25 protein-coding genes are annotated in these 24442 nt (G+C 72.5%); 5 read left to right on the top strand and 20 right to left on the bottom strand.

Going from position 1 to position 24442, the window contains the following annotated elements; genetic code table 11:
* Positions 1-3 precede the first annotated feature (3 nt).
* The 4 genes from greA to ACVUH9_RS07650 all read right to left on the bottom strand — a co-directional run bounded on the left by greA (position 4) and on the right by ACVUH9_RS07650 (position 3290).
* Complete coding sequence (greA, locus tag ACVUH9_RS07665; RefSeq protein WP_475755542.1) at positions 4-477, bottom strand: transcription elongation factor GreA; 474 nt, start codon at positions 475-477, stop codon at positions 4-6.
* A 211-nt stretch (positions 478-688) separates the two neighbouring features.
* Positions 689-1723, bottom strand: coding sequence for a tRNA dihydrouridine synthase (locus tag ACVUH9_RS07660; protein ID WP_475755540.1), 1035 nt, complete (start codon positions 1721-1723; stop codon positions 689-691).
* Between the two features lie 135 nt (positions 1724-1858).
* The gene (locus ACVUH9_RS07655; protein ID WP_475755538.1) at positions 1859-2284 is read right to left on the bottom strand and encodes a VOC family protein; all 426 of its coding nucleotides are present in this window, start codon (positions 2282-2284) and stop codon (positions 1859-1861) included.
* A 241-nt stretch (positions 2285-2525) separates the two neighbouring features.
* Positions 2526-3290, bottom strand: a complete 765-nt coding sequence (locus tag ACVUH9_RS07650; RefSeq protein WP_475755536.1) for a type III pantothenate kinase — start codon at positions 3288-3290, stop codon at positions 2526-2528.
* Between the two features lie 56 nt (positions 3291-3346).
* On the opposite strand from ACVUH9_RS07650, the gene ACVUH9_RS07645 reads away from it, so the two are divergent.
* A complete protein-coding gene (locus tag ACVUH9_RS07645; protein WP_475755534.1) occupies positions 3347-4129 on the top strand; it encodes a glutathione S-transferase family protein in 783 nt (260 codons plus the stop codon).
* Here the strand turns inward: ACVUH9_RS07645 and folK are convergent.
* From folK to ACVUH9_RS07600, 9 genes are all read right to left on the bottom strand, one after another.
* Positions 4126-4668, bottom strand: coding sequence for a 2-amino-4-hydroxy-6-hydroxymethyldihydropteridine diphosphokinase (folK, locus tag ACVUH9_RS07640; RefSeq protein WP_475755532.1), 543 nt, complete (start codon positions 4666-4668; stop codon positions 4126-4128). The genes ACVUH9_RS07645 and folK overlap by 4 nt on opposite strands.
* Positions 4665-5546, bottom strand: a complete 882-nt coding sequence (locus ACVUH9_RS07635; RefSeq protein ID WP_475755530.1) for an acyl-CoA thioesterase — start codon at positions 5544-5546, stop codon at positions 4665-4667. Before ACVUH9_RS07635 ends, folK begins: the two co-directional genes overlap by 4 nt.
* A gap of 198 nt (positions 5547-5744) precedes the next feature.
* Complete coding sequence (gene folB / locus ACVUH9_RS07630; protein ID WP_475755528.1) at positions 5745-6341, bottom strand: dihydroneopterin aldolase; 597 nt, start codon at positions 6339-6341, stop codon at positions 5745-5747.
* Between the two features lie 35 nt (positions 6342-6376).
* The gene (folP, locus tag ACVUH9_RS07625; RefSeq protein ID WP_475755526.1) at positions 6377-7192 is read right to left on the bottom strand and encodes a dihydropteroate synthase; all 816 of its coding nucleotides are present in this window, start codon (positions 7190-7192) and stop codon (positions 6377-6379) included.
* 131 nt (positions 7193-7323) lie between these two features.
* A complete protein-coding gene (gene ftsH, locus ACVUH9_RS07620; protein ID WP_475755524.1) occupies positions 7324-9300 on the bottom strand; it encodes an ATP-dependent zinc metalloprotease FtsH in 1977 nt (658 codons plus the stop codon).
* 201 nt (positions 9301-9501) lie between these two features.
* Positions 9502-10050: a hypoxanthine phosphoribosyltransferase gene (gene hpt / locus ACVUH9_RS07615; protein ID WP_475755522.1), complete on the bottom strand. Its 549-nt coding sequence runs from the start codon at positions 10048-10050 to the stop codon at positions 9502-9504.
* A gap of 173 nt (positions 10051-10223) precedes the next feature.
* A complete protein-coding gene (locus ACVUH9_RS07610; RefSeq protein WP_475755520.1) occupies positions 10224-11288 on the bottom strand; it encodes a tRNA lysidine(34) synthetase in 1065 nt (354 codons plus the stop codon).
* A 4-nt stretch (positions 11289-11292) separates the two neighbouring features.
* Positions 11293-12519: an adenylate/guanylate cyclase domain-containing protein gene (locus ACVUH9_RS07605; RefSeq protein ID WP_475755641.1), complete on the bottom strand. Its 1227-nt coding sequence runs from the start codon at positions 12517-12519 to the stop codon at positions 11293-11295.
* 186 nt (positions 12520-12705) lie between these two features.
* Positions 12706-13125, bottom strand: a complete 420-nt coding sequence (locus tag ACVUH9_RS07600; protein WP_475755518.1) for a hypothetical protein — start codon at positions 13123-13125, stop codon at positions 12706-12708.
* A gap of 26 nt (positions 13126-13151) precedes the next feature.
* Here ACVUH9_RS07600 and ACVUH9_RS07595 point away from each other — a divergent pair, with 26 nt between their 5' ends.
* Positions 13152-13826 carry a phosphorylase family protein gene (locus tag ACVUH9_RS07595; RefSeq protein ID WP_475755516.1) on the top strand — a complete coding sequence of 225 codons (675 nt, stop codon included), beginning with the start codon at positions 13152-13154 and terminating at the stop codon, positions 13824-13826.
* Between the two features lie 81 nt (positions 13827-13907).
* Here ACVUH9_RS07595 and ACVUH9_RS07590 read toward each other — a convergent pair whose 3' ends face one another.
* Complete coding sequence (locus tag ACVUH9_RS07590) at positions 13908-14330, bottom strand: hypothetical protein (protein ID WP_475755514.1); 423 nt, start codon at positions 14328-14330, stop codon at positions 13908-13910.
* 260 nt (positions 14331-14590) lie between these two features.
* Between ACVUH9_RS07590 and ACVUH9_RS07585 the strand changes: the two genes are divergently transcribed.
* Positions 14591-15469, top strand: a complete 879-nt coding sequence (locus tag ACVUH9_RS07585) for a hypothetical protein (protein ID WP_475755512.1) — start codon at positions 14591-14593, stop codon at positions 15467-15469.
* 79 nt (positions 15470-15548) lie between these two features.
* On the opposite strand, the gene ACVUH9_RS07580 is transcribed toward ACVUH9_RS07585, so the two are convergent.
* From ACVUH9_RS07580 to ACVUH9_RS07560, 5 genes are all read right to left on the bottom strand, one after another.
* Positions 15549-16346 carry an SIR2 family NAD-dependent protein deacylase gene (locus tag ACVUH9_RS07580; protein WP_475755510.1) on the bottom strand — a complete coding sequence of 266 codons (798 nt, stop codon included), beginning with the start codon at positions 16344-16346 and terminating at the stop codon, positions 15549-15551.
* A gap of 134 nt (positions 16347-16480) precedes the next feature.
* Positions 16481-18505 carry a 3-hydroxyacyl-CoA dehydrogenase/enoyl-CoA hydratase family protein gene (locus tag ACVUH9_RS07575; protein ID WP_475755508.1) on the bottom strand — a complete coding sequence of 675 codons (2025 nt, stop codon included), beginning with the start codon at positions 18503-18505 and terminating at the stop codon, positions 16481-16483.
* A 155-nt stretch (positions 18506-18660) separates the two neighbouring features.
* Positions 18661-19155, bottom strand: a complete 495-nt coding sequence (locus ACVUH9_RS07570; protein WP_475755506.1) for a PadR family transcriptional regulator — start codon at positions 19153-19155, stop codon at positions 18661-18663.
* A gap of 60 nt (positions 19156-19215) precedes the next feature.
* Positions 19216-19890 carry a hypothetical protein gene (locus tag ACVUH9_RS07565; protein ID WP_475755504.1) on the bottom strand — a complete coding sequence of 225 codons (675 nt, stop codon included), beginning with the start codon at positions 19888-19890 and terminating at the stop codon, positions 19216-19218.
* A 197-nt stretch (positions 19891-20087) separates the two neighbouring features.
* Positions 20088-21260, bottom strand: coding sequence for an acyl-CoA dehydrogenase family protein (locus tag ACVUH9_RS07560; protein WP_475755502.1), 1173 nt, complete (start codon positions 21258-21260; stop codon positions 20088-20090).
* A gap of 185 nt (positions 21261-21445) precedes the next feature.
* Here ACVUH9_RS07560 and ACVUH9_RS07555 point away from each other — a divergent pair, with 185 nt between their 5' ends.
* Positions 21446-21847 (top strand): hypothetical protein, encoded by a 402-nt coding sequence (locus ACVUH9_RS07555; protein WP_475755500.1) that lies wholly within the window; start codon positions 21446-21448, stop codon positions 21845-21847.
* 20 nt (positions 21848-21867) lie between these two features.
* Here the strand turns inward: ACVUH9_RS07555 and ACVUH9_RS07550 are convergent, their stop codons facing one another.
* On the bottom strand, positions 21868-22971 hold the full coding sequence (locus ACVUH9_RS07550) for a hypothetical protein (protein WP_475755499.1): 1104 nt from the start codon (positions 22969-22971) through the stop codon (positions 21868-21870).
* Between the two features lie 248 nt (positions 22972-23219).
* Between ACVUH9_RS07550 and ACVUH9_RS07545 the strand changes: the two genes are divergently transcribed.
* Positions 23220-24434: a D-glucuronyl C5-epimerase family protein gene (locus tag ACVUH9_RS07545; protein WP_475755497.1), complete on the top strand. Its 1215-nt coding sequence runs from the start codon at positions 23220-23222 to the stop codon at positions 24432-24434.
* Positions 24435-24442: the final 8 nt, after the last annotated feature.

Below are 24442 nucleotides of genomic sequence, written 5' to 3'. Positions count from 1 at the left end.
CGGCTAGCGCGAGATGTCCAGGATCTCGAGCGAGCGGGTGCGGCCGTTGGGCAGCGCCACCGTCACCGAGGCTCCCCGGACCTGACCGAGCAGGGCCTTGCCGACGGGCGACTCGTTGGAGAGCTTGTTCTCCTCCGGGTTCGCCTCGGCCGAGCCGACGAGGGCGTACTCCTTCTGCTTGCCCTTCTCGTCCTTGACCTTCACGCGGGTGCCGATCTGGACGCGGTCGGTCGTCAGCTGCTTCTCGTCGATGACCGAGGCGGAGCGGAGCTGCTCCTCGATCTCGAGGATCCGGCGCTCGACCATCGCCTGCTCGTTCTTGGCGTCGTCGTACTCGGAGTTCTCCGAGATGTCGCCGAACTCGCGTGCGTCCTTGATGCGCTCGGCGATCTCGCGACGCTTCGCGGTCGAGAGCTGTTCCAGCTCGGCTTTGAGCTTTTCGAGACCCTCGGGGGTGAGGATGACGTCCTTGGGCAACGTACGACCTTTCGCCTTCGGCTAACGCTGGGCGGGGATCGCGACGCCGACGGAGGTTTCTTGGGTAGCGGACGACCCGACCGTCCGCTGAGCGGAGCGGGCAGTATAGCCGTGTCCGCCCAAAATGCCCTTCCGCCTCCGTGTACGACAGACGCGCCGCCCGGCTCAGCCTGGTCCTAGCGGTGACGCCCGAGGGCCGGTGGCCCCCGGCTCAGGCGGGAACGGCGGCCGCGACGGCCGCCCGGAACAGGGCGCGGGCCTGCTCGATGTCGTCGGTCCGCTGCAAGCCTTCCTGCAGCCGCTTGTCCGGCACGGGATGCTCGGCGTCGGCCGCCTCGGCGAGCCGCTCGACGTACCACGGGTAGTGCTTGCGGAGGTAGCGCCCGGCCCGCTCCGCCCCCAGGTGCTCGATCGTCCGGTCGAGCAGCCAGCCGAACTCGGCGACGACCTCCTCGGCGGTCGGCGGCGTCGCCTCGCGGCCGCCCAGCAGATCCGCGAACAGCCACGGGTTGCCGAGGGCACCGCGGGCCAGCATCACCGCCGCCGGGCGGACCTGCTCGTAGGCCGCAAGCGTCTGGGCGGTGTCGTGGAGTCCGCCCGAGAGCACGACCGGGACCGGCAGCTCCTCGACCAGGCGCGCGGCCAGCTCGTAGTCCGGGGAGCCCTTGTGGTGGACCTGGGCGCTGCGGGGATGGAAGCCGATCGCGTCGACGCCGGCCTCCTCGACCAGCCGCGCCGCGAGCGCGTAGCCGTCGTGCTCGCCGTCCTTCTTGGTCGACGAGCGCAGCTTGACGGTCACCGGAAGGCCCGAGCCCTCCTTCGCCGCCCGTGCGACCGCGACCGCGGTGTCGGGGTCCTTGAGCATCGCGGCGCCGGCGCCGGTCTTGCAGACCTTCGGCACCGGGCAGCCCATGTTGAGGTCGATCACGTCGACGGCGACGTGCTCGGCGACGTAGGCCGCCGCCGACTTCATGACCTCCGGGTCCTGTCCGAACAGCTGGATCGCGACCGGGCCGCCGTCCTGCTCCTCCGGCTTGAAGGTCAGCAGGTCGCGGAGGGTCTTCTCGTTGCGGTAGTGGATCGCGAACGACGAGACCATCTCGCTGACCGCGTAGCCGGCCCCGTAGCGCTTGGCCTGCAGGCGCACGACCCAGTTCCCGATCCCGGCCAGCGGCGCGAGCGTCACCCGGTTGGGGACCGCAACGCCACCGATCGACCAGGAGTCCGTGAGGGCGGGAACCGTCATCCCTCAATCGTACCCAGCGACCAGCGCCGTGCGGAGCAGTGCGAGCGGGTGCGGCCGGTCGAGTCGGTCGCCGCGCGGCAGCGAGAGCTGTACGACAGTCGTGCCGAGCGACCAGCGTGGCGAGCTGCGAGGCGCCTAGGCCCCGCTCGCGCGATCCGGGTCCTGCGGGGTCGGGAAGCGCCTGTCGATCAGCTCGACGCGGTAGCCGTCGGGATCCTGGACGAACGCGATCCGGGGCAGGTCCTTGCGCCCGCCGGGGTGGAACGCGGGCTTCTCGGGATCGATCCGGACACGGACCTTGAGGTCGGCGAGCAGCTGGTCGAGGTCGTCGACCACCAGCGCGATGTGGTTGTAGCCGTCGCCGAGGTCGTACGGCTCGGTCCGGTCCTCGTTGACCGTCAGCTCGAGCCGGTCGTGGTCGCCCGGGAGGCCGAGGTACACGTTGTAGGCCGTCTCGAAGTTGAGTCGCCCGCGGCGCTCGAACCCGAGCGCCTCGTAGAACCGGAGCGACGCGCCGATGTCGCGAACGCGGATGCAGGTGTGGACGAGATGCGAGGCCATGCCTCCACGCTACCGAGGACCGTTTCCCAGCCTGGTTGGCGCTGCGCAGCTCGGGTCGCCACCCAACCAGGCGCGTTGCGTCCCGAGCGCTCCAGGCCGTCCCCCAACCCACCGGCGGTTGCGTCTGAGGCGGTCGTGGACCAAGCAGGTCGGGTCGGATGGGGCGAGAGCTGGCCGCCAGGCCTGCCGAGCGTCAGCCGGCCCGAGATGCGCCGCGTCCACGGCCGCCTCAGACCAACCGCTACCGATTGCGTTCGTGGAGGAGCCGCAGGCCGGTCAGCGTCAGGAGGTCGTCGACCTCGTCGATCGTCTGGCAGTGGGGCACGATGTGCCGGGCCAGGCCGCCGGTGGCGATCAGGTCGATGTCGTCGCCCATCTCCGCCATCAGCCGCGTGCAGATCGCGTCGACGCCGCCGGCGAAGCCGTAGATCACGCCGCTGCGGATGCCCTCGACGGTCGACTTGCCGATCAGCTGGCGGGGCGCGATCAGGTCGATCCGCGGCAGTGCCGCCGCGCGCGAGGTCAGGGCCTCGAGCGAGATCTCGACCCCTGGGCTGATGATCCCGCCGAGGTACTCCCCGTCGGCCGAGACCGGGTCGTACGTGATCGCGGTGCCGAAGTCGACGACCACGCACGCGCCCCCGAACCGCTCGTAGGCGGCGACCGCGTTGACCAGGCGGTCGGCGCCGATCTCCCGCGGGTTGTCGTAGCGCAGCGCCATCCCGGTCTTGATCCCCTGCCGCACCACGACCATCTCGTGGTCGAGGTAGCGGACCGACATCGCGCGCCACTCGTCGGCGAGCTGCGGCACCGTCGACGAGACGATCGAGGCGGTCATGTCGTCGGTGTGGAGCCCACGCAGCTCGAGCAGGTTGCGGAGCTTGGCCCCCAGCTCGTCCGAGGTCGACTCGCGGACGGTCGCGAACCTCCAGTGCTCCAGCAGCTCGTCGCCGCGGAAGGCACCGAAGTGCGTCTGGGTGTTGCCGACGTCGACGACGAGGAGCATCGCCGGGGAGTATCCCCGTTGGTCGCAGAACCGGCCCTTCCCTATCCTCCTGGCGTATGGGAACCACGCTGTTCGTCGTCCACGGCTCGCATCCGTGCGCGACCGTCGAACGCGCGCTCGAGCTGAAGGGGCTCGCCTACTCGCGGTTCGAGTGGCCGCCCCCGACGCACGCGCTCGGTCAACGACTGCTGTTCGGGCGGCGGACGGTCCCGGGGATCCGGTTCGCGACCGGCGAGCGCGTCAGCGGCTCGCGCGCGATCCTGCGACGACTCGACGAGCTGATCCCGGAGCCGCCGCTGCTGCCGACCGACGTCGCCGCCCGCGAGCGGGTGCTCGAGGCCGAGCGCTGGGGCGACGAGCTGCTCCAGGCGGTCCCGCGGCGGATCCTGTGGTGCGCCCTCGACCGCAGCCCGCTGGCGATCCCGAGCTTCCAGGAGCACGCCCAGCTCCAGGTCCCGAGCTTCGTGATGCCCTTCATCACCCCGGCGATGGTCGCGATCGAGCGGCGGATGAACCACTCGACCGACGCCGGCGTGCGGGCCGACCTCGCCGACCTTCCCGGCCACCTCGACCGGATCGACGGCTGGCTCGAGGACGGGACCCTCGGGGGGCCGCAGATCAACGCCGCCGACCTCCAGATCGGAGCGAGCCTGCGGCTGCTGATGACGCTGGAGGACCTCCGCGCTCCGCTGGCCGACCGGCCGGCGGGCGTGCTGGCGCTGCGGATCTTCCCGGAGATGGACGGCCACGTCCCGGCGGGCACCTTCCCCGCCGAGTGGCTGACCGGCCTGCGCACGGCCCGCTCGGGCAAGAAGCGCCGCGCCGCCGCGCGGCGCTAGCCGGCGGTCGTCAGCGGGTCGCCGGCCCTCCGGACGCCCTCGTCGAGCGGCAGCGCGGCGAGCCGGTCGGCCAGCCGGTCGCCGCCGGGCAGCGTCAGCTCCAGGTCGAGCTCGAGCAGCGGCACGAGCACGAACCGACGCTCGCTGACCTGGGCGTGCGGCAGGGTCAGCCGCTCCGACTCGTACGGCTCGCTCCCGAGCAGCAGCAGGTCGATGTCGATCGGCCGCGGCCCGTGGCGGACGTAGCCGGCGTCGAGGGTCCGGCCCAGGTCCCGCTCGATCGCCTTGCAGGCCGCCAGCAGCTGCTCCGGCTCGAGCGCGGTGGCGATCCGCAGGCAGGCGTTGAGGAAGGCCGGCTGGTCGAGGATCTCCCCGACCGGATCGGTGTCGTAGGTCGCCGACGAGCGCAACACACGAACCCCGTGGGCGGGCAGCGCATCGACCGCCGCCTGGAGGCAGGCTCGTCGGTCGCCGACGTTCGAGCCGAGGCCGAGGTAGCCGAGCTGCTCGCCCGGCGCCAGCTGCTCCACCGTGCTCATCCGATCGGGGCCAGCAGCGCCAGCTGGCGCGACTGGGCGAGCAGGGTGCCGTCGGGCAGGAACAGCAGGCCGTCCTCCTCCACCAGCCCGTCCTGGGCGGCAGCGGAGCGGTACCGGCCGAGCACCGGGGCCGGGGCGAGGCCGGCGGGCGGCAGGTCGGCCCGGAAGTGGATCGTGAGGTCGATCGTCGGCGCGATGGCGGGCGCCGAGAGCAGCTCGAAGGCCGGCGGCCACCAGAAGTCGGTGAGCTGGGCGACGTAGGCCGCGTCGATCGGCTGGACCTCGGGCGACGCCATCCAGCCGCCGGTCTCGGCGGGCTGGCCCGGTGCCACGGTCCGGCCCGAGAACGGCGCCGCTCCGAGCTGCGGCGCGATCCGCAGCTGCTGGACGATCGCCGGGAGGCTCTGCGGGGTCTCGATCCAGCGGCCGGCGTCGCGCTGGTAGTCCGCGATCGGGAGCGTGCCGGCGTCGGCCGCGGGGGCCGGCGAGACCGCCGGCATCGGCGGCGACCAGCTGCCGGCGGAAGCCAGGCCGGGGGTGGCGAACGCCGCCAGCGCCGTCAGCACCTCGCGACCGTCCTGGCGGGCGGTGAGCGCGGCGCTGGCGATCCGGCGACCGGCCCGGATCGTGCGGACCTCGAGCTCGATCGGCCCGGTCGTCGCTGGCCGCAGGTAGTGGCAGGTCAGCGACCGCAGCCGCCGCTCGCCCGCCGGGTCGACGCCGGCGGTCAGCGCCCGGACGGCGATCGCGGCGAGGTAGCCGCCGTTCGGACCGGTCGGTGCCGACCAGGCCGTGTCGACGTCGGCGACGAAGCGGTCGTCGCCGGCCGGGCGGACGGCGGTGGCCCGCTCGAACGCGGTCACGGAGATCGTGGTCATCCCCACATGCAACCGCACCGGCCGGCCCGCCGCGTCCTCACGCGGATTCGCCTCGAATCAGCGACGCGCCGCGGTTGCGTCTGAGGTGGTCGTGGACCAAGCAGGTCGGTGCGCGTGGATCGAGAGCTGGGCGCCAGCCCTGCCGAGGTCCACGCGGGCCGAGATGCGCCGCGTCCACGACCACCTCAGACCAACCGCCTAGTTCACGTCGCCGGCCCGCCAGAGCTCGACGGCGACCTCCTCGACCGCCAACGGGATCGGGGGCTCCGGCTTGATGCACTTGACCCAGACCTCCTCGGCGCCGTAGTCGGCGACGATCCGGTCGGCGATCGCGGCGCAGAGCCGCTCGAGCGTCTTGTAGGAGCGCTGCTGGGCGACGAGCGCGATCAGCTGGCAGACCTCGCCGTAGTCGATCGTGTCCTCGACTCGGTCGGTGACGGTCGCGTCGCAGTCGCTGACCGCCATCCGCAGGTCGACGATCAGCCGCTGGCCGATCTCGCGCTCGGCGGCGGTCACCCCGTGGTGGGTGTAGAGCGAGAGGCCGCGGATCTCGACGGTGACCTCGTCGCGGTCGTCGCCGTCGAGCTCGTCGAGGGCATCGTCGTCGTCCTCGTCGTCCTCGTCCTCGTCGTCGTCCTCGTCGGCCGCGCCGCGACCGCCGCCGAGGCCCTCCAGCGGGTCGTGCCGGCGTTCGTCGTCGGCGGGGCCGGGAACGTCCTCGCCGTGGTCGCGCTCTCCGCCCCCACGAGGGGGCTCTTCGCCGTCGTCCGGGCGTTCGTCGCGATCGTCATCCATAGGCGGGCCACGCTAGCAGCGTGCCGCCGCCACGGTCAGCCCTCGGCACCACCGACGACGTGCGCGGCGACCGCCAGCGCGTCGTGGACGGCGCCGACGTCGTGGACGCGGAAGACGCGGGCCCCGGCCGCCAGCGCGAGCACGTTGGTGGCGATCGTCCCGGCGAGCCGCTGGCGGGGGTCGTCACGGCCCGTCAGGCGCCCCAGGAAGCTCTTGCGGGACGTCCCGACCACCACCCGCGGGCCGATCGCCACGATCTCGTCGAGCCGCCGCAGCAGCGCCAGGTTGTGCTCGAGGGTCTTGCCGAACCCGATCCCCGGGTCGAGGTCGATCCGGTCGGCGGGGATCCCGGCCGCGACCGCCCGCTCGAGCTCCCGCTCGAGGAACGCGACGACGTCGGCGACGACGTCGTCGTAGCGGGGCTCGTGCTGCATCGTCCGGGGCTCGCCCTGCATGTGCATCAGGCAGCAGCGGGCGCCGCTCCCGGCGACGACCGCGGCCATCTCCGGGTCGTGGCGCAGGGCGCTGACGTCGTTGACGTAGGTCGCCCCCGCCGCAAGCGCGGCCGCGGCGACCGTGGCCTTCGTCGTGTCGACGGAGACCGTGGCCGCCGGCAACGCCCGCATCAGGCCCTCGACGACCGGCACCACCCGGCGCAGCTCCTCGTCCGCGTTGACGGCGTCGGCGCCCGGACGCGTCGACTCGCCGCCGACGTCGAGGATCGTCGCCCCGGCGGCCGCGAGCTCGAGCCCGTGGCGGACCGCCGCATCGCGGTCGAACCACTCGCCCCCGTCGCTGAACGAGTCGGGGGTGACGTTGACGATTCCCATCACGGCGAAGGGCACGGGCACTCCACGAGCCTAGCGACGGCGCGACGCCGATCGGCCCCGGCCCGGAACGACCGACGGCGGCCCGAGGGCCGCCGTCCGTACGTCGCTTGCTGCGGGTCGCCGTCGACCCGCGTCTGCCGCTGTGGTGGCGGCTAGACGATCCGCGGGCGCGACGGGCCGTTGCCGGCGTCCATCGCGGTCCCGAGGCCCGGGCGGGGCAGCGGGCGAGGCGCGCTGCGCTCGCTGCTGCGCTCCTCGTCGTCCGGCGCGGCCGGGAGGCCGGCTGCCGGCGGCGGCTCGTCGTCGAAGACGTCGTCCTCGGCGCGACCGTCGAGCAGGGCGAGGAACTCGTCGCGCTCGATCGTCTCGCGACGGATCAGGATCTCGGAGACCCGGTTGAGCAGGTCGCGGTGATCCGTCAGCAGGTCGGTGGCGCGCTGGTGCGCGTCCTCGACGATCCGGCGGATCTCGTCGTCGATCTCGCGGGCGATCTCGTCCGAGTAGTCGGGCTCGGAGTTGAACTCGCGGCCGAGGAACGGCTGCCCGGCGTCGTGCCCGAAGACCCGCGGCCCGAGCCGCTCGCTCATGCCGAACCGCATCACCATCTGCTTGGCGGTGGCGGTGACCTTCTCGAGGTCGTTCGACGCGCCGGTCGTGATCTCGCCGAAGACGATCTCCTCGGCGGCACGGCCGCCGAGCGTCATCGCCATCTGGTCGAGCAGCTGCTGGCGGGTGGTGAGGAAGGTGTCCTCGGCCGGCATCGAGATCGTGTAGCCGAGCGCCTGGCCACGGCCGACGACCGAGATCTTGTGGACCGGGTCGGCGTGCTCCAGGAAGTGCCCGACGAACGCGTGGCCCATCTCGTGGAACGCGGTGATCTCGCGTTCCTTCTCGGTCATCACGCGGGTCTTCTTCTCCGGACCCGCGATCACCCGCATGATGCCCTCTTCGAGCTCGTGCTGGGTGATCTGCTTCTTGCCCGAGCGGGCGGCGAGCAGCGCGGCCTCGTTGACGAGGTTGGCCAGGTCGGCGCCGGTGAAGCCCGGGGTCTGGCCCGCGAGCGTCTCGGTGTCGATCCCGGTCGCCAGCGGCTTGCCCCGCGTGTGCACGTCGAGGATCCGGGCGCGGCCCTTGCGGTCCGGGCGGTCGACCACGATCTGGCGGTCGAAGCGGCCCGGGCGCAGCAGCGCCGGGTCGAGGATGTCGGGCCGGTTGGTGGCGGCGATCAAGATGATGTTGTCGGTCATCGTGAAGCCGTCCATCTCCACCAGGAGCTGGTTGAGCGTCTGCTCGCGCTCGTCGTGACCGCCGCCCATGCCGGCGCCACGGTGGCGGCCGACGGCGTCGATCTCGTCCATGAAGATGATGCAGGGCGAGTTCTGCTTGGCCTGCTCGAAGAGGTCGCGGACGCGGCTGGCGCCGACGCCGACGAACATCTCGACGAAGTCCGAGCCGGAGATCGAGAAGAACGGCACGCCGGCCTCGCCGGCGACGGCGCGGGCCAGCAGCGTCTTGCCGGTGCCCGGGGGGCCGAAGAGCAGGACGCCCTTCGGGATCCGCGCGCCGAGCGCCTGGAACTTCTTCGGGTTCTCGAGGAACTCCTTGATCTCGTGGAGTTCCTCGACCGCCTCGTCCGCGCCGGCGACGTCACGGAAGGTGATCTTCGGCGTGTCGGGCGACATCCGCTTCGCCTTCGACTTGCCGAACTGCATGACCTTCGACCCGCCGCCCTGAACGTTGTTCATGATCAGGAACCAGATCCCGAGGAACAGGATGAAGGGGACGATGTAGATCATCGCCTGCCAGATCCCCGAGGTCTTCGACGACTTGATGTCGAAGGTCGAGAGGTTCTTGTCCTTCGCCTGGCCGTCGAGGAAGGTGGTGAGCTGGCCGCCGAAGTCGCGGTCGTATCCGACCTCGTACTTCTTGCCGTTCTTCAGCTCGACGTCGACCGCGTTGTCCTTGGTCTTCATCACGGCGCTCTTCACCTGCCCGGCCTCTACCTGGGAGATGAACTCGCCGTAGGTGTACTTCTCCTCGTTCTGGTTGTCGAACAGCTGCATGGCGAAGAACGCCAGCAGCAGCACGATCAAGATGGGGAAGAGGGCGCTTTTGAAGAACCGGCTCATGTGAGTGTCCGGCTTCGGGCTTCGTCACGGTGATCGAAGTGCGAAGTCGGGAATGAAGCGTAGCAACGCGCCTGTAACCCGCACTCCACCTCAGTGTTGTGGGGGCGTTTGGCGCGCTGCCGCTGGCCGTGCCGGTCGCTCGGACGGTCGTCCAGGTCCGCGTGCAGCGGCCGTCAACGGACGTCCCGGTGTGCGCTGGGGCTACTTCGCGGCGGCGATCGCCGCTTCCGTCAACGCCGCCACGTAGGGCAGGTTGCGGTAGCGCTGCGCGAGGTCGAGGCCGTAGCCGACGGCGTAGCGATCGGGCAGCTCGAAGCCGGTGTAGCGGATCGGGACCTCGACCTCGCGGCGGCTCGGCTTGGTCAGCAGCGAGCAGACCTCGAGCGACGCGGGGTTGCGCGAGCGCAGGTTCCGCATCAGGTACTGGAGGGTCAGGCCGGAGTCGATGATGTCCTCGACGATCAGCACGTGCTTGCCCTCGATCGGGCCGTCGAGGTCCTTGAGGATCCGGACGACGCCGCTGGAGCGGGTCGCGGAGCCGTACGAGGAGACGGCCATGAAGTCGACCTCGCAGGGCACCGAGAGCTGGCGCATCAGGTCGGCCATGAACAGGACCGCGCCCTTCAACACGCAGACGAGCAGGATCTCCCGGCCCTCGTAGTCCTTGCTGATCTCGACCCCCAGGTCCGCGATCCGAGCCTGCAGCTCGTCGGACTGGATGAGGATCTCGCCGATGTTCGGGTCGCGCACGGGGCAGGATGTTAGGGACTGTCCCAGTCGGGGCGTGGAGTCGTGGTGCTCGCTGAGCAAGCAGGTCGTCCCCCGATCCGGTGAGCCAGGCTGGTTGCCTGACCGAGGGGCCGGAGGGCGAGATCCGACGGTCAGCGACCGCCACGGACCGCGCGCATGCTGGGGTGGCCCCGTCAGCGACCGGGGCCGTCGGGGCGGCCCAGCGGCGACGGCTCGCAGCGGAACGCACCGCCGACGAGCACCACCCGGACGCCGTCGCCGAGGTCGAGCGCGGCCCGTCCGCGAGCGCCGACCTCGAGCGCCAGAACCTCCTCCAGCCGGGCCTCGACGCGCGAGCACGAACGGCCGACGGCGGCCTCCGCCAGCAGCCGCAGCGCCCGGCGCCCGACGGCGGCCGGGGCCGACGCGAGCAGGTCCCGGGGCAGCCGGTCCCCGCCGGCCTCGCCGAGCAGCGTTCGCGCCTGCTGGCGCAGGGCGTCGTCGTCCTCCCGCGCGCGGGCCGCCGTCCGTCCGAGCGCCGTGACCGCCCGGCCGTCGATCGCCTCGAGCCCCGCCAGCAGCGCCCGGACCCGTCCGCGCGGGCCCGTCGGGTTGGTTCCGTCGTCGCGCCAGCTCAGTCCCTGCACGGCGCACCAGGCCCCGGCCTCCGCGCGGGTGACCCCCGCCGCCAGCAACGGCCGGACGACCCCGCGACGCTCGTCGCGGACGGCGATCCCGGCCAGCGCTCGGGTCCCGGGGGACGAGATCGCCCGCAGCAGGACGGTCTCCGCCTGGTCGCTGGCGGTGTGGGCGACGGCGACCGGGACGAGCCCCCCGGCGGTCTCCTCGCCGGCCGCCGGGCCCGACGACGCCGACCCGACGCTCGTCCGCCCCCACTCGTCGGCGGCCGCACGTAGCGCGACCCGCCGGGCCTCCCTCGCCCAGACCACGGGCGAGCCACCGCGGGCCCGGACCGGATCCGGGACGGTCAGCCGCACGCCCCGCACCGCCGCCCCGAGCCGGAGCGCCGCCTGACCGGCCCGCTCGGCGTCGCGGTCGGCCGGGCCACCACGGAGGCCATGGTGGACGTGGACGGCGAGCACCGCGTCGGCCCCGGCCAGGCGGACGACGACGTCGAGCAGGCAGAGCGAGTCACGGCCGCCCGACAGTCCGACGACGATCGGGGCGCCGGGGACGATCGTGCCGCTCGCCGCGACCCGCTCGAGGACCGTCGTCGCCTGCCCTCCCCCGCCGGCCACGCCGCTACTCCGGCACCGACTGGCGCGCGACGTAGAGCGCCGTCGGATCCTTGAAGCCCTTCAACCGGACCTCGCCGATCGGGTCGAAGGCCAGGTGCGGACCCGCCGCCGCCACGATCGCATCGGTCACCAGGACCTCGCCGCCGGCGGCCCGTGCGACCACCCGCGCCGCCTGGTTGACCTCGCGACCGAAGTAGTCGCCGTCGCGGTAGAGGACCTCGCCAGCGTGGATCCCGATCCGCGCCCGCGGCTCGTCGGGGTAGAGGACCTGGAAGCCGACCGCCCACTCGACCAGCGCCGCCGGTGCGTCGCCGATCACCATCACCTCGTCGCCGATCGTCTTCAGGATCCGCGCGTCGTCGGGCAACGACATCTCGACCGCGTCGACGAACCGCTCGACCGCCTCGACCGCCTCCTCGTCGCCCTGCTCCTCGGTCAGGCGGGTGTAGCCGGCGAGATCGACGAACGCGATCGCCACCCGCAGCCGGCCGAGCCCGAGCAGCGAGTCCTCGTCGAGCGCCTGCTCGACCAGGCTGACCGCGTCCTGCTCGATGAACCACTGGAGCGAACGGCGGTGCATGTGGCGGATGATCGGGTCGGCCAGCGGCAGCACCTGGCTGGCCAGCTCGCCGACGCTGGCGGCGGCCTCCAACGAGCTCGACCGCTCGCGGATCATCGGGTCGCGGACGTAGAGCCGGAACATCCGGACCTCGGCGTCGGCCACGCGGCCGAGTGCCTGGCCGTAGACCCGCGCCAGCTGCAGCATCGCGACCAGCGGGAAGCCCGCGTCGAGGGCCCGCGCGACGTGCTCGAAGAGCTCGACGTCGAGCACGCTGAGCTGCTCGAGCGACTGCCCGCTGAAGCCCAGGGCCTCGCCGACGCGGCGAACCAGCGCCGGATGCAGCCCGGTCCGGCGACTGACCTCCTCCGCGTCGATGTGCTCGGTGGCCGGGGTGACGACGCCGTTGAGGTAGCTCAGGGCGAGGCCGCTGCGCTCCGCGACCTCGGCGATCTCCGCCAGCGACCGGCCCTTCGACCGCAGCCGTTGGACGACCCGGGCGTGGTTGAGCGACTCCAGCGTCCAGCGCCCGTGCTCGTCGACGGGCACCAGGTCCAGCTCCGCCCACCGCCGCAGCGTGCTCTCGGAGACGCCGACCAGGGCGGCGACCTGCGTGCAGCTGAGCTGCTCCCCACCGGACGACGCCGGATCGTCGTCCGGGTCGGAAGAGATCTGGCGACGAGGTCGTTGCCGGCCTCGTCGCCCGCGGGCATCGCGTCCCGCACCGTCGGCCCTCGGCGCTCGTCCCAACAGGGGGCGGCGCCTCGCGGGTGACGAATCACCCACGTTCTGGCCTGAAGTCTCGTTCTTAGAAGAAGTCATACCGGCTCGGGAGCCGTGCCGTCAAGGGCCGGGCCGCTACGGCGTCGGATCGGGTGCGCGGGGGCCGCCCGGGGGCGGTTCCTGGCCGCGGGCCGGTGCGGTCTCGAGCCGTTCGAGCCGCTGCTCGAGCAGCTCGATCCGCTCGTTCAGGCGGCGGACCTCGTCGGCGGACGCGGGGCGGGCGTCGAGCGTCCGGCCGAGTCGGCCGACCGCCTGCTGGACCTCGTCGGCGAGCGCCCCGGCCTGCGTCGTGCCGGCGCTGCCGAGGTCCTCGAGCGCGCCGCGGACCCGGGTCACGACCTGCCCCAGCTCGTCGGCCAGCTCCTGAGCGCGCGTACGGGTGGTGCCCGCCGTCGCGGTCAGCGCCTGGTCGACGGCGCGACGCACGGCCTCGACCCGGTCGGAGCGACGGGTCCCGGCGTCGTCGGGGGGTGTCGAGGGCCCGTCCGTGTCCACCCGGCCAGTCTATCCTCGGCCGTCCCGTGAGCACCCGACATCGCCTGCCGCCGGTCCTCCAGCTCGTCAACCCGGTCGCGGAACGGGCGATCGTGGTCGGCGATCCCGGCCGCGCCCTCGAGCTCGCCCAGTCGCTGCTCGACAAGCCGCTGATGAGCAACCACCAGCGGGGGTTGTGGGGCTACTCCGGGACCGCCGCCGACGGGGTCAGCCTGACGATCCAGTCGACCGGCACCGGCGGACCGAGCGTCGCGGCGGTCGTCCGCGAGCTCCACGACGCCGGGATCCGGCAGATGGTCCGGGCCGGGTCCGCCGCGTCGTTCGGCCCCGACGCCGTCGGCACCGACGAGCTGCGCTCGGTCGCCTTCGCCGTGCCGGCCGACGGGACCAGTCGCGCGCTCGCGGCACCCCCGCGCCTGCAGCCGGACGGCCCGATGACCCGAGCCCTGCTCGAGGCGGGCGCGAGCGCGATCGGCGTGCTCAGCGTCGATCTCCTCCCCCAGGACGGCGGCCGTCTGCCCGAGGCGCCGGCGGGCGTGACCGCCGTCGACCGCCAGACCGCGCCGTTCCTCGCCGCCTGCGCCCGACTCGGGATCCCGGCGGCCGTCGTGCTCGCCTTCCCCGCTCCGGACGACGACGAGGACCACCGTCGCGGCTGGTGGCGGACGCTCGGCGCGGTCGCCGTCACCGCGTTCCGCTGACGGCGGCGCGGCGCCCCGACGGCGAGGCCCGGCGAGCCTTGGCGGCCCGCTGAGCACCGGACCCGACCCGCTCCCGCGGGGCTACTTCGTGGCCGAGTCGGCGGCCGCGTCGGCGCTGTCGGTGAGCCGCTGGAGCGACGCCTCGACCTGCTCCAGCTGCTTGGCGATCGCGGCGAGCGCCGCCGCGTCGCCCTTGCCGCCGAGCGAGACGAGTCGCTCGTCGACGCGATCGACGGCGTCCTCGATCGACTCCAGGCGCTGCCCGACGTTGCGGACCCGCCGCGTCAGCCGCTCGATGTCGGCCGCCGTCGGCATGTTGAGGGCGCCGAAGGCCGCCTCCTGGGCCTGGGTCGCGCGCTCGCGGATCTCCATCGCCCGCTGCACCGCCCCGGTCACCAACGGGTTGCTCAGCAGCTCCTGCGCGAGCTTCCCGACGGTCTCCTCGCTCGCGCCGCGGACGCGGTCGCGCAGGTCCTTGGTGGCATTCGACAGATCGTCACTCATGGCGGACGGGCCTCCCCGAGATGGTGGCCGCGACCCCCGGCGGGGCCACGTCCGGCGCACCCTAGCCCATGCCCGGGCGAGGAGTTGCAACCCTCGGTCGGAACCAGCTGGGAACTGGCGATACCCGCGGTAGTCCGGCGCCCCGGTGGCTCCGGCGCAGGCCGGGTACGATCAGCGGATCGTCGATCACGCTGCCCATCCCCACTCCGGACACCGGTCCTCGGTCGCCCCCGGCGCCGCTCCGCGTGGCCGCTGACCGCGTGCCCGCGTCCGCCCCGGGACCGCTCTTCCGGATCGTCCAGGTCGAGGTCTCCGGAGAGCTGGACCTGGTCCACGGCCGCTGGACGATCCGCGGCCACGCCAACCGTCCGCTGGCCGTCGTCGTCGTCACCACCACCGAACGCCCGCGCCGACGGTTCCGCCGGGGCCGCTCGGCCGACGCCGCCGGAACGCCGATCCCCGCCGCTCGGCTGACCGTCGTCGACGCCGACCCGCTCGACGTGCCGGACCCCGAGCGCTGGCTGGCCGACGTCGACGGGCCGGCCGCGCTCGCGGCGGCCCTCGAGATCCTCGACCAGCTCCTGTACCTGCACGCGATCGCCACCGAGGAGCCGAGCCCGCGGCCGCTACGCGCCCGCGACCTGACCCGGGCCACCGTCGCCTACGGCACCGGTCCCGAGGGTGCCGACGGCCGCTGGACCAGCGAGCGCCGGCTCCAGGTCCTCGCCGACAAGCCGGCCCGGGTCCGCCGGACCGGCCACGGGATCGGGGCCGAGGAGCGGCTGGCCGAGCTGCTGAGCGGGCGAGACGCACCGCTGGCCGCCGAGACCCTGAGCCTCCGCGCGCACCAGGACCTGGCCACCGGGCGGACCCGCGAGGCCGCGCTCCAGCTGCGAATCGCGCTCGAGGCGGCGATCGTCGAGCTCGAGCCGTGGCGCGACGCCCCGCGGCTCGACGAGGCGCTGGTCCAGCTGCGGGACTCGCGCAACGCGGTCGCCGAGGTCGCGGCAGCGGCGGTCCGCGGCGGACTCGACGACGACCAGGTCACGACCGTCCAGACGGTCCTCGACGCGCTCACGGTCGCGCTCGCTCGCCGGGCCGGCGGGCGCCGGATCGGCGAGCACCCGCCGTCCCGCTGAGGACCCGGGCTCCGCGTCCCGCCGCCCGCTCGCGCACACGCGCGAGGGCGGCCCGGCGCGGCCGGTCGGCGACGAAGGCTCAGACCGTGAGCCGCTCCAGCGCCGCGACCAGCGCCTCCAGCTCGCTGACGACGTCGCCGTGGAGGCGGACCGTCGCGAGCTCGTCGTAGGGCGTCGGCCCGGTGGTGAGCACCGCGAGCCGGCCGCCGTGCTCGATCACCGTCGCCGGGAGCTCGGAGACCGGCCAGACCTCGAGCGAGCTGCCGATGCAGAGCATCAGGTCGGCGTGGCGGGCCAGATGCTCGGCCTGCGCCACCGCCGCGAGCGGGAGCATGTCGCCGAAGAGCACGATGTCCGGCTTCAGGACGCCGCCGCAGGCCGTGCAGCGGGGCACGCCGTCGACGGTGGCCGCGATCCGCCGCCGGGCCTCGTCCAGGGTCACCCGTTGCCCGCAGGCGGGGCAGTGGCAGCCGGCGACGCTGCCGTGCAGCTCGACGACGTCGCTCGACCCCGCACGGGTGTGGAGCCGGTCGATGTTCTGGGTCAGGACGCCGTCGAGGTCCCCGCGCCGCTCCAACTCGACCAGCGCGGCGTGGGCGGGGTTCGGCTCGACGTCGCCGAGCACCGCGAAGCGCTCGCCGTAGAAGGCCCAGAAGCGGACCGGATCGGTGCGCCAGACGTCGACGTGGGCGACCTCCATCGGGTCGACGTTCGCCCAGATGCCGGTCACCGGCGTCCGGAAGTCGGGGATCCCCGACGGCACCGAGATCCCGGCTCCCGTCAGCGCGACGACCGAGCCCGCGTCGGCGATCATCCGCGCCAGCCGCTCGTGCTCGTCGGCCCCGCCGAACGGTTCGTCACCAGGCGGGACGCGCATCGCTCCACCGTAGCGCCGCGGCGGGGTCCGCCGGGCGACGCGGGCCGTTCGCTCCGCCTCGTCGCGGACCGCGGCGGACGCTCGGCCCCGAGCCGACTCGCCCGGCGTCGACGCCGGGCGAGTCGGTGACGCGACTACTTGCCCTGCCAGCGCGCCTCGCGCTTGCCGAGGAAGGCGGCGATGCCCTCGCTCGCGTCCTCGCTGGCGAAGATCTCGGCGAAGGCGTCCTTCTCCGCCTGGATCCCGGCGTCGAGGTCGGCGACGGTGCTGACCTTCTTGATCTGCTCGACGGCGAGCGGGGCCTGACCGGCCAGGCGGCGCGCCCAGTTGAGCGCCACGTCGAGCAGCTCGTGGTCGTCGACGACGAGGTTCACGAGCCCGTGGGCGTAGGCCTCGTCGGCCAGGATCGGATCGCCGACCAGGTTCAGCTCCAGCGCCTTCGGGTCGCCGACCAGGCGCCGCAGCCGCTGCGTGCCGCCGAAGCCCGGGATCAGGCCGAGCTTGACCTCGGGCTGCCCGAAGACCGCCGAGCGGGCCGCGATCCGGATGTCGGTCGCCAGCGCCAGCTCCGAGCCGCCACCGAAGGCGAGCGCGTTGACCGCGGCGATCGTCACGATCGAGCTCTCGCCGAACTTGCGGAAGATCGCGTGGGCGGCGTCCATCAGGGCGCGACCGGAGGTCTCGTCCATCTTCGTGAACTCGCGGATGTCGGCTCCGGCCGAGAAGACCTGCGCCATCGGCGAGGCCGAGGCGAAGACGACCGCGCGGGTGCCCTGGGCCTCGACGTGCGCCCAGACCTTCTCGAGGTCCGCGACGACCTCGGGCGAGATCGAGTTGACCGGCGGGTTGTCGAGCCAGGCGATCACGACGTCGCCCCGCGTCTCCAGCTTGACCTTCTCGGCCGGCTGGGTCTCGTCGTACTGCGGGTAGCTGTAGAAGCCCTGACCGGTCTTGGTGCCGAGCCGGCCCTGGGCGACCAGCCGCCGCAGGATGACCGGGGCCTCGAAGCGGTCGCCGTGCTTCTCGGCGGCGGCGTCGAAGCGCTCGAGGATCACGTCGAGCCCGTCGACGTCGGCCTTCAGCAGCGGGGGCAGGATCCCGCGGCGCGGATCGAGCCCGGTGCCGGCGGCCATCCCGAGGTCGACGTCGCGGTGGCTGGTGATGCCCTCCTCGATCAGGTAGATGCCCTCGCGGACCTGGGCCAGGTGCGCCAGGTTGGCGATCTCGTCGATGTCGGGCTCGTTCTCGCCCGCGACGTTCGAGGAGCCGTCGGCCTTGTAGAAGCCGTCGCCGGTCTTGAGCCCGAGGTTGCCCTCGGCGACCAGCTCGGTCTGGCGCTTGTGGTTGAAGAAGCGCGCCCCGGTCGACGTGTCGCCCTCGTCGTACTCCTCGACCATCTGCTCCTGGAGGTGCAGCGACGGGTCGAGCCCGAGCGAGTTCATCAGCACGAACGGCCCCATCGGCAGGGCCTTGCCCTTGAGGCCGTCGTCGATCTTCTGGATCGAGAGCTGGCCCTCCTCCTGGGCGCGGAAGATCTCGGACATGCCGGCCGCGAGGATCCGGTTGACGACGAAGCCGGGGACCTCGCCGACGACGATCGGCTGCTTCTTGGTCGCCTGGGCGAACGCGTAGGCGGTGGCGATCGTCTCGGGGGAGGTCAGCTCGCCCTCGACGATCTCCAGCAGCGGCATCACCGCGGCGGGGAAGAAGTAGTGGGTGCCGACGACCTTCTCGGGGCGGACGGTCGCGGCGGCGATGTCGCTGATCATCAGGCCCGACGTGTTCGAGGCCAGGACCGCGTGGCCCGGGGTGACGGCGTCGAGCTCGGCGAAGACCGCCTGCTTGATCTCGAGCTTCTCGGGGACGGCCTCGATCACGAAGTCGACGTCGCCGAACGCGTCGTAGCTGAGCGTGCCGTGGATCCGGCCGATCACCGCGGCGACCTGGGCCTTCGCGGCGTCCTCGTCGAGCTTGCCCTTCTTGACGAGCTTGCCGACCTGGCGCTCGGTGACCTTCGTCGCCTCGGCGATGCCGTGGTCGACCAGCTCCTGCTTGACGTCCTTGAGGACGACGTCGATGCCGGCGGCGGCGATGGTCTGGGCGATCTGGCCGCCCATGGTTCCGGCGCCGACGACGGCGGCCTTGAAGACGAACGACATGGTGGCGGTACTGCTCCTGAGCTAGGGTGCGGCGGACCACCCGGACCGACGCTGAGAACCGCAGCCGATCGGGCGGGACGGAGCCTATCGGTGCGACCGACTGGCTGGTCAGCCGGGATCCTGGCCGCGGCCGGCCTGCTGCTCGGCCGACCCGCTCAGCCGAGCAGCTCGCTCCGCAGCGCCGCGACCGCTGCGGCGACCTCGTCGAGCGCGGGCAGCACCTCGTCCCGCAGCCGCTCGCGCTCGGCGGCCCCCGCCTCGGTGATCCGGTAGAAGCGCCGCGAGCGACGGACCGGGTGCTCCCACTCCCCGACGGCGAGGCCCTCCTCCTCAAGGGTGCGGAGCAGCGGGTACATCGTGTTCGGGTTGACCGTGACCAACCCCGCGGACAGCTCGCGGATCCGTTCGATCAGCCGGTTGCCGTAGGCCGGCTCCTCGCCGTCGAGCAGCTGGAGCACCAGCAGGCGAACGAGTCCGGCCCGGCGCAGCGCCGCGGAGAGCGGATCGCCCGGTCCTGCCGGTCGGCCGCCACGGCCCGCCGCCGGGACCTCGACCGCGTCCTGCGGCCCGGGAAGGACCGCGTCGCGGGTCGCCTCGCGGGCGGCGCGACGCGCCTCACGGCGGCGGTCGGTCGGGGGTGACGGAGCCACGGGCCCAGCATCGCACGCGGCGCACCGGCGGAACGCCGCCGACCTGCCGCGGCGGCGCGATCAGCCGACCGGCGTGCTCATCGTCGTGCTGAGCTGGAACGCCGTCGGCGTCCTCGTCGCCGCCAGCAGGTCACCGCCGCCGACGTGGATCTGGAGGTCGGTCATGAAGATCGGGACGCCGGCCACGACCTGGAGCTTGCCGGGGACCGTCGTCGTCAGGCGGTAGCCCCACGGTCCGCCGCCGCCGAGCTTGGTGATGTTGCCGATCACCGGGGTCTGGACGACCGCCGGGTTGGTCATCGTGGTGTAGAAGAACATCTGCGTCGGACCGCCGTTGTAGACGGTGATCTCGGCCCGGGTCGGGACGGTGTCGGCGTCGGCCAGCGCGCGGCCCTGGCCGACCTTCGAGCCCTTGGGGCAGGCGGAGGGCCCCTTGGTGTTGAGCGTCTCGAGGCTGCACTTCGGGTGCTTGGCCCCGTTGTAGACCGTTCCCCGCGGGAACAGCATCTCGATCCCCTGGAGGGTCGAACGCCCGTCCTTGACGTCGTTCTTCCAGATCATCCCGAAGTCGACCTTGATCGACTTCGGCTTCTTCTTCGTCGGAAGCCCGGGGGCGAGCTTGGCGACGACCGAGGTCCGGGTCGTCGAGGCGGCGGTCGCGGCGGCCGGCAACGCGAGGCCGCCCGCGACGACGCAGGCCAGGGGCAGGACGAGGGGACCGCGACCGAGCTTCATGGGCCGGCCAGCCTACCTCGCGCGGGAGTCCCGCGGGCGAGGATCAGCGGATGTTCCTACCGCAGGTCGCGCCGGCCTGACGCCGACCAACGACAGCGGGCCCGCCGACCGAGGTCGTACGGGCCCGCGATTCGGGCTCAGCGAGCCCGACCGCGCGGAGGAGCGACGCCGCGGCGCGCTCCCCGAGCAGGCGTTCCTCAGACGGCGGTGACGGCGGCGGCCTCGACGTTGCGGCCGAGCAGGATCTCCTTGGCGATCACGAGCCGCTGGATCTGGGCGGTGCCTTCGTACAGCTGCATGATCTTGGCGTCACGCATGTACTTCTCGACCTTGTACTCCTTGATGAAGCCGTAGCCGCCGTGGACCTGGACGGCGTCGGTGGTGACCTCCATCGCGGTGTCGGCGGCGAAGCGCTTGGCGTGCGAGCTGGCCAGCGTGTTGCGGAGGCCGGCGTCGAGCAGCGCGGCGCTCTGCCAGGTCAGCAGGCGCGAGGCCTCGATCTTGGTGGCCATGTCGGCGACCATGAACTGGATCGCCTGGTGCATCGCGATCGGCACGCCGAACTGGACGCGCTCCTTGGAGTAGTCGACGGCCGCCTCGAAGGCCGCGCGGGCGATCCCGGTCGCCATCGCCGCGACGCCCGGGCGGGTGCGGTCGAGGGTCATCATCGCGAGCTTGAAGCCCTTGTTCTCCTCACCGAGGAGGTTGCCGGCCGGCACGCGCGTGTCGTTGAAGGTGATGGTCGCGGTGTTGGACGCCCGCTGCCCCATCTTGTCCTCCTTCTTGTCGATCGTGACGGTGTCGTCCTTCGGAACGACGAAGGCGGAGATGCCGCGGTGGCCGGCCTCGGGGTCGGTCTTGGCGTAGACCGTGAAGTAGTCGGCGTAGCTGCCGTTGGTGATGAAGCACTTCGAGCCGTTGATGACGTACTCGTCGCCGACCTTGGTCGCGGTCGTGCGCATCCCGGCGACGTCGGACCCGGCGCCCGGCTCGGTCAGGCAGAACGAGACGAGCTTGTAGTTGCTCGTGATGTCGTTGAAGAACCACTTCTTCAGCTCGTCGGTGCCGCCGAGCATGATCGGCGCCGTCGCGAGGCCGTTGGCCGCGGCGGAGGTGCCGATGCCGGAGCAGCCCCAGCCGAGCTCCTCCTCGATCAGGACGCCGGCCATGTAGTCCATGCCGGAGCCGCCGAACTCCTCGGGGACGTGCGAGTTCATGAGCCCGAGCTCCCACGCCTGCTTGAGGACCTCCTCCGGCCAGGTCCCCTCCTTGTCGTGCTCCCACGCGACCGGGCGCATGACGTTCGCGGCGAAGTCGTGGGCCATCTCGCGGATGGCCTTCTGCTCGTCGGTGAGGGTGAAATCGACCATGGGGATGACTCCTTGGGGCCGCTCGAGCGGCGATCCGGATAGCTAGATTGACTAGTCAGTCAACCAACGACACCTGACAGCGTACCGGCTCCCGACCGTCGGTAGGAGGTCGGCCGCGTGCGGTCGAACACGCAGCCGTCCGGATTCCTCGCACATGAGCCGCCCGACTCGGTCAGACTCCCGGTGTGGAGTCCGCCATCACCGTCGTGATCTTCGCCGTGGTCGGGATCTCGGGCCTGATCGCGATCGCGACCCTGTTCATGAGCGCCTCGCCGCGCGACGGGATCGGCGGCGGGACCTTGCTCCCGCCCTCCCAGGAGCCGGCGGAGATGCGCGAGGACGACGTCCGCCAGATGCTCGAGGCCCGCAGCCGCCGGCGGGTCGCCCGCGGGGAGCCGGCCGGGGACATCGAGCGCGAGCTGCGGGAGCTGCTCTCCCCCAGCACCACGATGAGCGTCGGCGACGAGGTCGCCGCCGAGGCGCGCGCCCTGATCGAGGCCCGCAACGCCCGCCGTCGGCGGCGGGGCGAGCCCGAGGAGGACGTCGAGACCGAGGTCGCCGCGCTCCTACGCCAGCTCGGCGAGTAGCGCGGGACCGGCGGCGTCGCTCAGGGCGCGAGCGGCGCGCAGGCCTGGAGCTTGGTGATGCTGTCGCCCGCTTCGGCCTTGCACCTGTCGTAGGCCGACGAGCTGCCGGTGGCGGATCCGTCGGTCGACGTCGCGTCCGGCGTCGTGGTCGTCGAGGTCCCACCCGACCCGCTCGTGCCGTTGTTCGACCCGCTCGCGGCACCGGCCCCGGCCTGCGCCTGGTTGACCACCGACAGCAGCTGGTCCAGCGGCAGCGCGCCCTTGGGGGCGTCGATCGTCACGTCGTCGTTGATCCGGCTGAGCCCGAAGTCGATCACGACCCCGCCCGAGGCCAGCTTCAGGTCGAGCTTCATCCGCCGCAGCGCGCCCTCGCCCTTGGCCGCCCAGATGTCGATCTGCGCGCTCTTGATGTCCTTCTTCAGGCCGCTGACCGCGTCGACCGCCTGCTTCGTCTCCTTCGCCGATCCGGTCGCCTTGTCGGCGCGCGTCAGCAGCTTCTGGAGGTCGGCCCCGAGCCGCGAGACGTCGACGCCGGCGCGGACGTGCTGGACGTCCTCGCCCTCGAGCTGCTCGTCGCCGACCTTCTTCGGGTCCTTCAGCCAGGTCTTCGGGCTGATCCCCAGCGACGAGAACGAGAGGCCCGAGTCCTTCGCGGCCTTGTCGTCCTTGAGGTCCTTGACCACGTCGTTGGAGACGATGAACGGCTGGCCGCCGATCTTCACGTAGGTCTTGCCCTTGTAGCCGAGCAACCCGAGCGCGCCGCCGGACGAGCCGCCGGCGGTGCCGAGGTCGAGCGCGAAGTCGAAGCTCGCCTTGCCGTTCTTGCCCGCCTCGTAGGGACCCGCGAGCGCGATGTTCAGCGGCCCGGCCCCGCCCGAGGCGTTGCCGGTCAGCCCGAGCTTGATCTTGACCTGAGCGGTCTTGATCTCCGTGCCCTGGCCGAACGCCCGCGAGACCACGTCGGCCGCCGACTCGGATCCTCGGCAGCTGACGAAGACGATCGCGACGACGATCAGGACGACCGCGGCGATCAGGCCCAGCAGGCGCGGGGACGGCGAGCTGCGCCGCGCGGGGGCCGGACGGCGAGCGGTGTTCGGGCGACGACGTGCGGAGCTACCGGTCATGGATCCTCTTCTCTGCTCCTGCGTCCGGGACGGCGCACGGGAACCTGCGCGAGAACGCGGGCGGCGAGCCTACCATCGGTCGGGTGTTCTCCCCCACCCCTGCTTTGCGACGCCCTCGTTCGCTGCTTCCCCTGTTCGTCGTTCTCGCGTTGCTCGGCACGGCGGCCCTGTCACCGAGCGGGAATCCGCTGGCGCCGAGCGCCGCCGAGGCCGCCAAGAAGACGACGAGGACGTCGTCGAAGAAGGCCGTGAGCAGCACCAGGAAGCCGTCGAAGAAGACCGCCAAGAAGCCGAAGTACACGCTCGAGGGCGAGGTCCGCAAGCTCAAGTCGAGCAAGGCGATCAGCGCCGCCGACTACCAGCTCTGGCTGGGGATCTACACCGACGCCAAGGTCCTCGCCGGGCGCCTCCCGAAGGGCACGAAGAAGACCGAGCTGACCGGGGTGATCCGCAACACCGAGCAGATCGCCGAGCGTCGCCAGCTGAGCGGCTCGCTCGCCCCCAGCGTCTTCCTGACCCTCCAGGTCAACCGCGACTGGTGGACGTCGCCGCAGCAGCCGATCCCGCCGGTCGGGGGTCGCCCGCTCGTCCCCGGCAGCCCGCTGACCTGGCAGTACTACGCCGGCGAGGGTCTCCAGATCCAGTGGCTGGCGACGTTCGGCAACGCCAACGCGCTGTCGACCACCAACACCCCCGCCAAGGTCGCCCAGCTGAAGGCGATCCAGGACGAGGCGCTGCGGCTGCAGTCGGTCCGGGCCGGCGGCCCCGCCTGGCAGTACCTCTTCGACTTCGGCGGCGGTGCCCCGCCGTGGGGCTCCGGCATGGCCCAGGTCACGGCGATGCAGTCGCTGGTCCGGACGTCGAACAAGCTCGGCGACCCGGTCTACCGCGACACCGCGCTGCGCGCCGTCGCGCTGCTCCGCCACAGCTCGCCGTCGGGGGCGCTCCTCAAGCAGCCCGGCGGGGACCACATCCTGCTCTACACGTTCACCAAGACACGGGTGATGAACGCCTTCATCCAGGCCGTCTCCGGGCTCCACGAGGTCGCGCTGACCGGTGACACCAAGGTGGCCGCGCTCTACGTCCGCGCCGAGCGCGAGCTGCGGGTCGAGCTGCCGCAGTACCTGACCCCGAACTGGGCCCGGTACTCGATGGGCGGCGCCAACGAGACCCCCAGCTACCACACGCTCTCGCGCGATCTGCTGCGCGGGCTCTGCAAGACCCTGACCGCCGACGCGCAGCTGTTCGCGACCGGCCAGCCGGTCGCCGGCAACCTGCCGCCGGCCTCGCCCGACCTCTACTGCGCGACCGCGGCCCGCTTCGCCGAGGAGCTGAAGGCCACGCCCAACGGTCCCAAGGCCCGCGGCCGTGCCACCAGCCGCAGCCGCGCGCTCACGCCGGATCCGGGGGCCGTCGTCGACGCCGGTGCGGCGGTCGGCGCCGCGGGCGTCAGCCAGCCCTAGGGACACGG

The sequence above is a fragment of the Patulibacter ginsengiterrae genome (genome assembly GCF_056269115.1).
The sequence above is the reverse complement of the archived record's forward strand: the minus strand, read 5'-3'. Positions and strand labels throughout refer to the sequence as shown.

Bases quoted from the DNA above. Each gene is read 5' to 3' on its own strand.
- ACVUH9_RS07660 (WP_475755540.1), bottom strand. From the start codon at position 1,723: ATGACGGTTCCCGCCCTCACGGACTCCTGGTCGATCGGTGGCGTTGCG.
- ACVUH9_RS07655 (WP_475755538.1), bottom strand. From the start codon at position 2,284: ATGGCCTCGCATCTCGTCCACACCTGCATCCGCGTTCGCGACATCGGC.
- ACVUH9_RS07650 (WP_475755536.1), bottom strand. From the start codon at position 3,290: ATGCTCCTCGTCGTCGACGTCGGCAACACCCAGACGCACTTCGGTGCC.
- ACVUH9_RS07645 (WP_475755534.1), top strand. From the start codon at position 3,347: ATGGGAACCACGCTGTTCGTCGTCCACGGCTCGCATCCGTGCGCGACC.
- folK (WP_475755532.1), bottom strand. From the start codon at position 4,668: ATGAGCACGGTGGAGCAGCTGGCGCCGGGCGAGCAGCTCGGCTACCTC.
- ACVUH9_RS07635 (WP_475755530.1), bottom strand. From the start codon at position 5,546: ATGACCACGATCTCCGTGACCGCGTTCGAGCGGGCCACCGCCGTCCGC.
- folB (WP_475755528.1), bottom strand. From the start codon at position 6,341: ATGGATGACGATCGCGACGAACGCCCGGACGACGGCGAAGAGCCCCCT.
- ftsH (WP_475755524.1), bottom strand. From the start codon at position 9,300: ATGAGCCGGTTCTTCAAAAGCGCCCTCTTCCCCATCTTGATCGTGCTG.
- ACVUH9_RS07590 (WP_475755514.1), bottom strand. From the start codon at position 14,330: ATGAGTGACGATCTGTCGAATGCCACCAAGGACCTGCGCGACCGCGTC.
- ACVUH9_RS07580 (WP_475755510.1), bottom strand. From the start codon at position 16,346: ATGCGCGTCCCGCCTGGTGACGAACCGTTCGGCGGGGCCGACGAGCAC.
- ACVUH9_RS07575 (WP_475755508.1), bottom strand. From the start codon at position 18,505: ATGTCGTTCGTCTTCAAGGCCGCCGTCGTCGGCGCCGGAACCATGGGC.
- ACVUH9_RS07565 (WP_475755504.1), bottom strand. From the start codon at position 19,890: ATGAAGCTCGGTCGCGGTCCCCTCGTCCTGCCCCTGGCCTGCGTCGTC.
- ACVUH9_RS07560 (WP_475755502.1), bottom strand. From the start codon at position 21,260: ATGGTCGATTTCACCCTCACCGACGAGCAGAAGGCCATCCGCGAGATG.
- ACVUH9_RS07550 (WP_475755499.1), bottom strand. From the start codon at position 22,971: ATGACCGGTAGCTCCGCACGTCGTCGCCCGAACACCGCTCGCCGTCCG.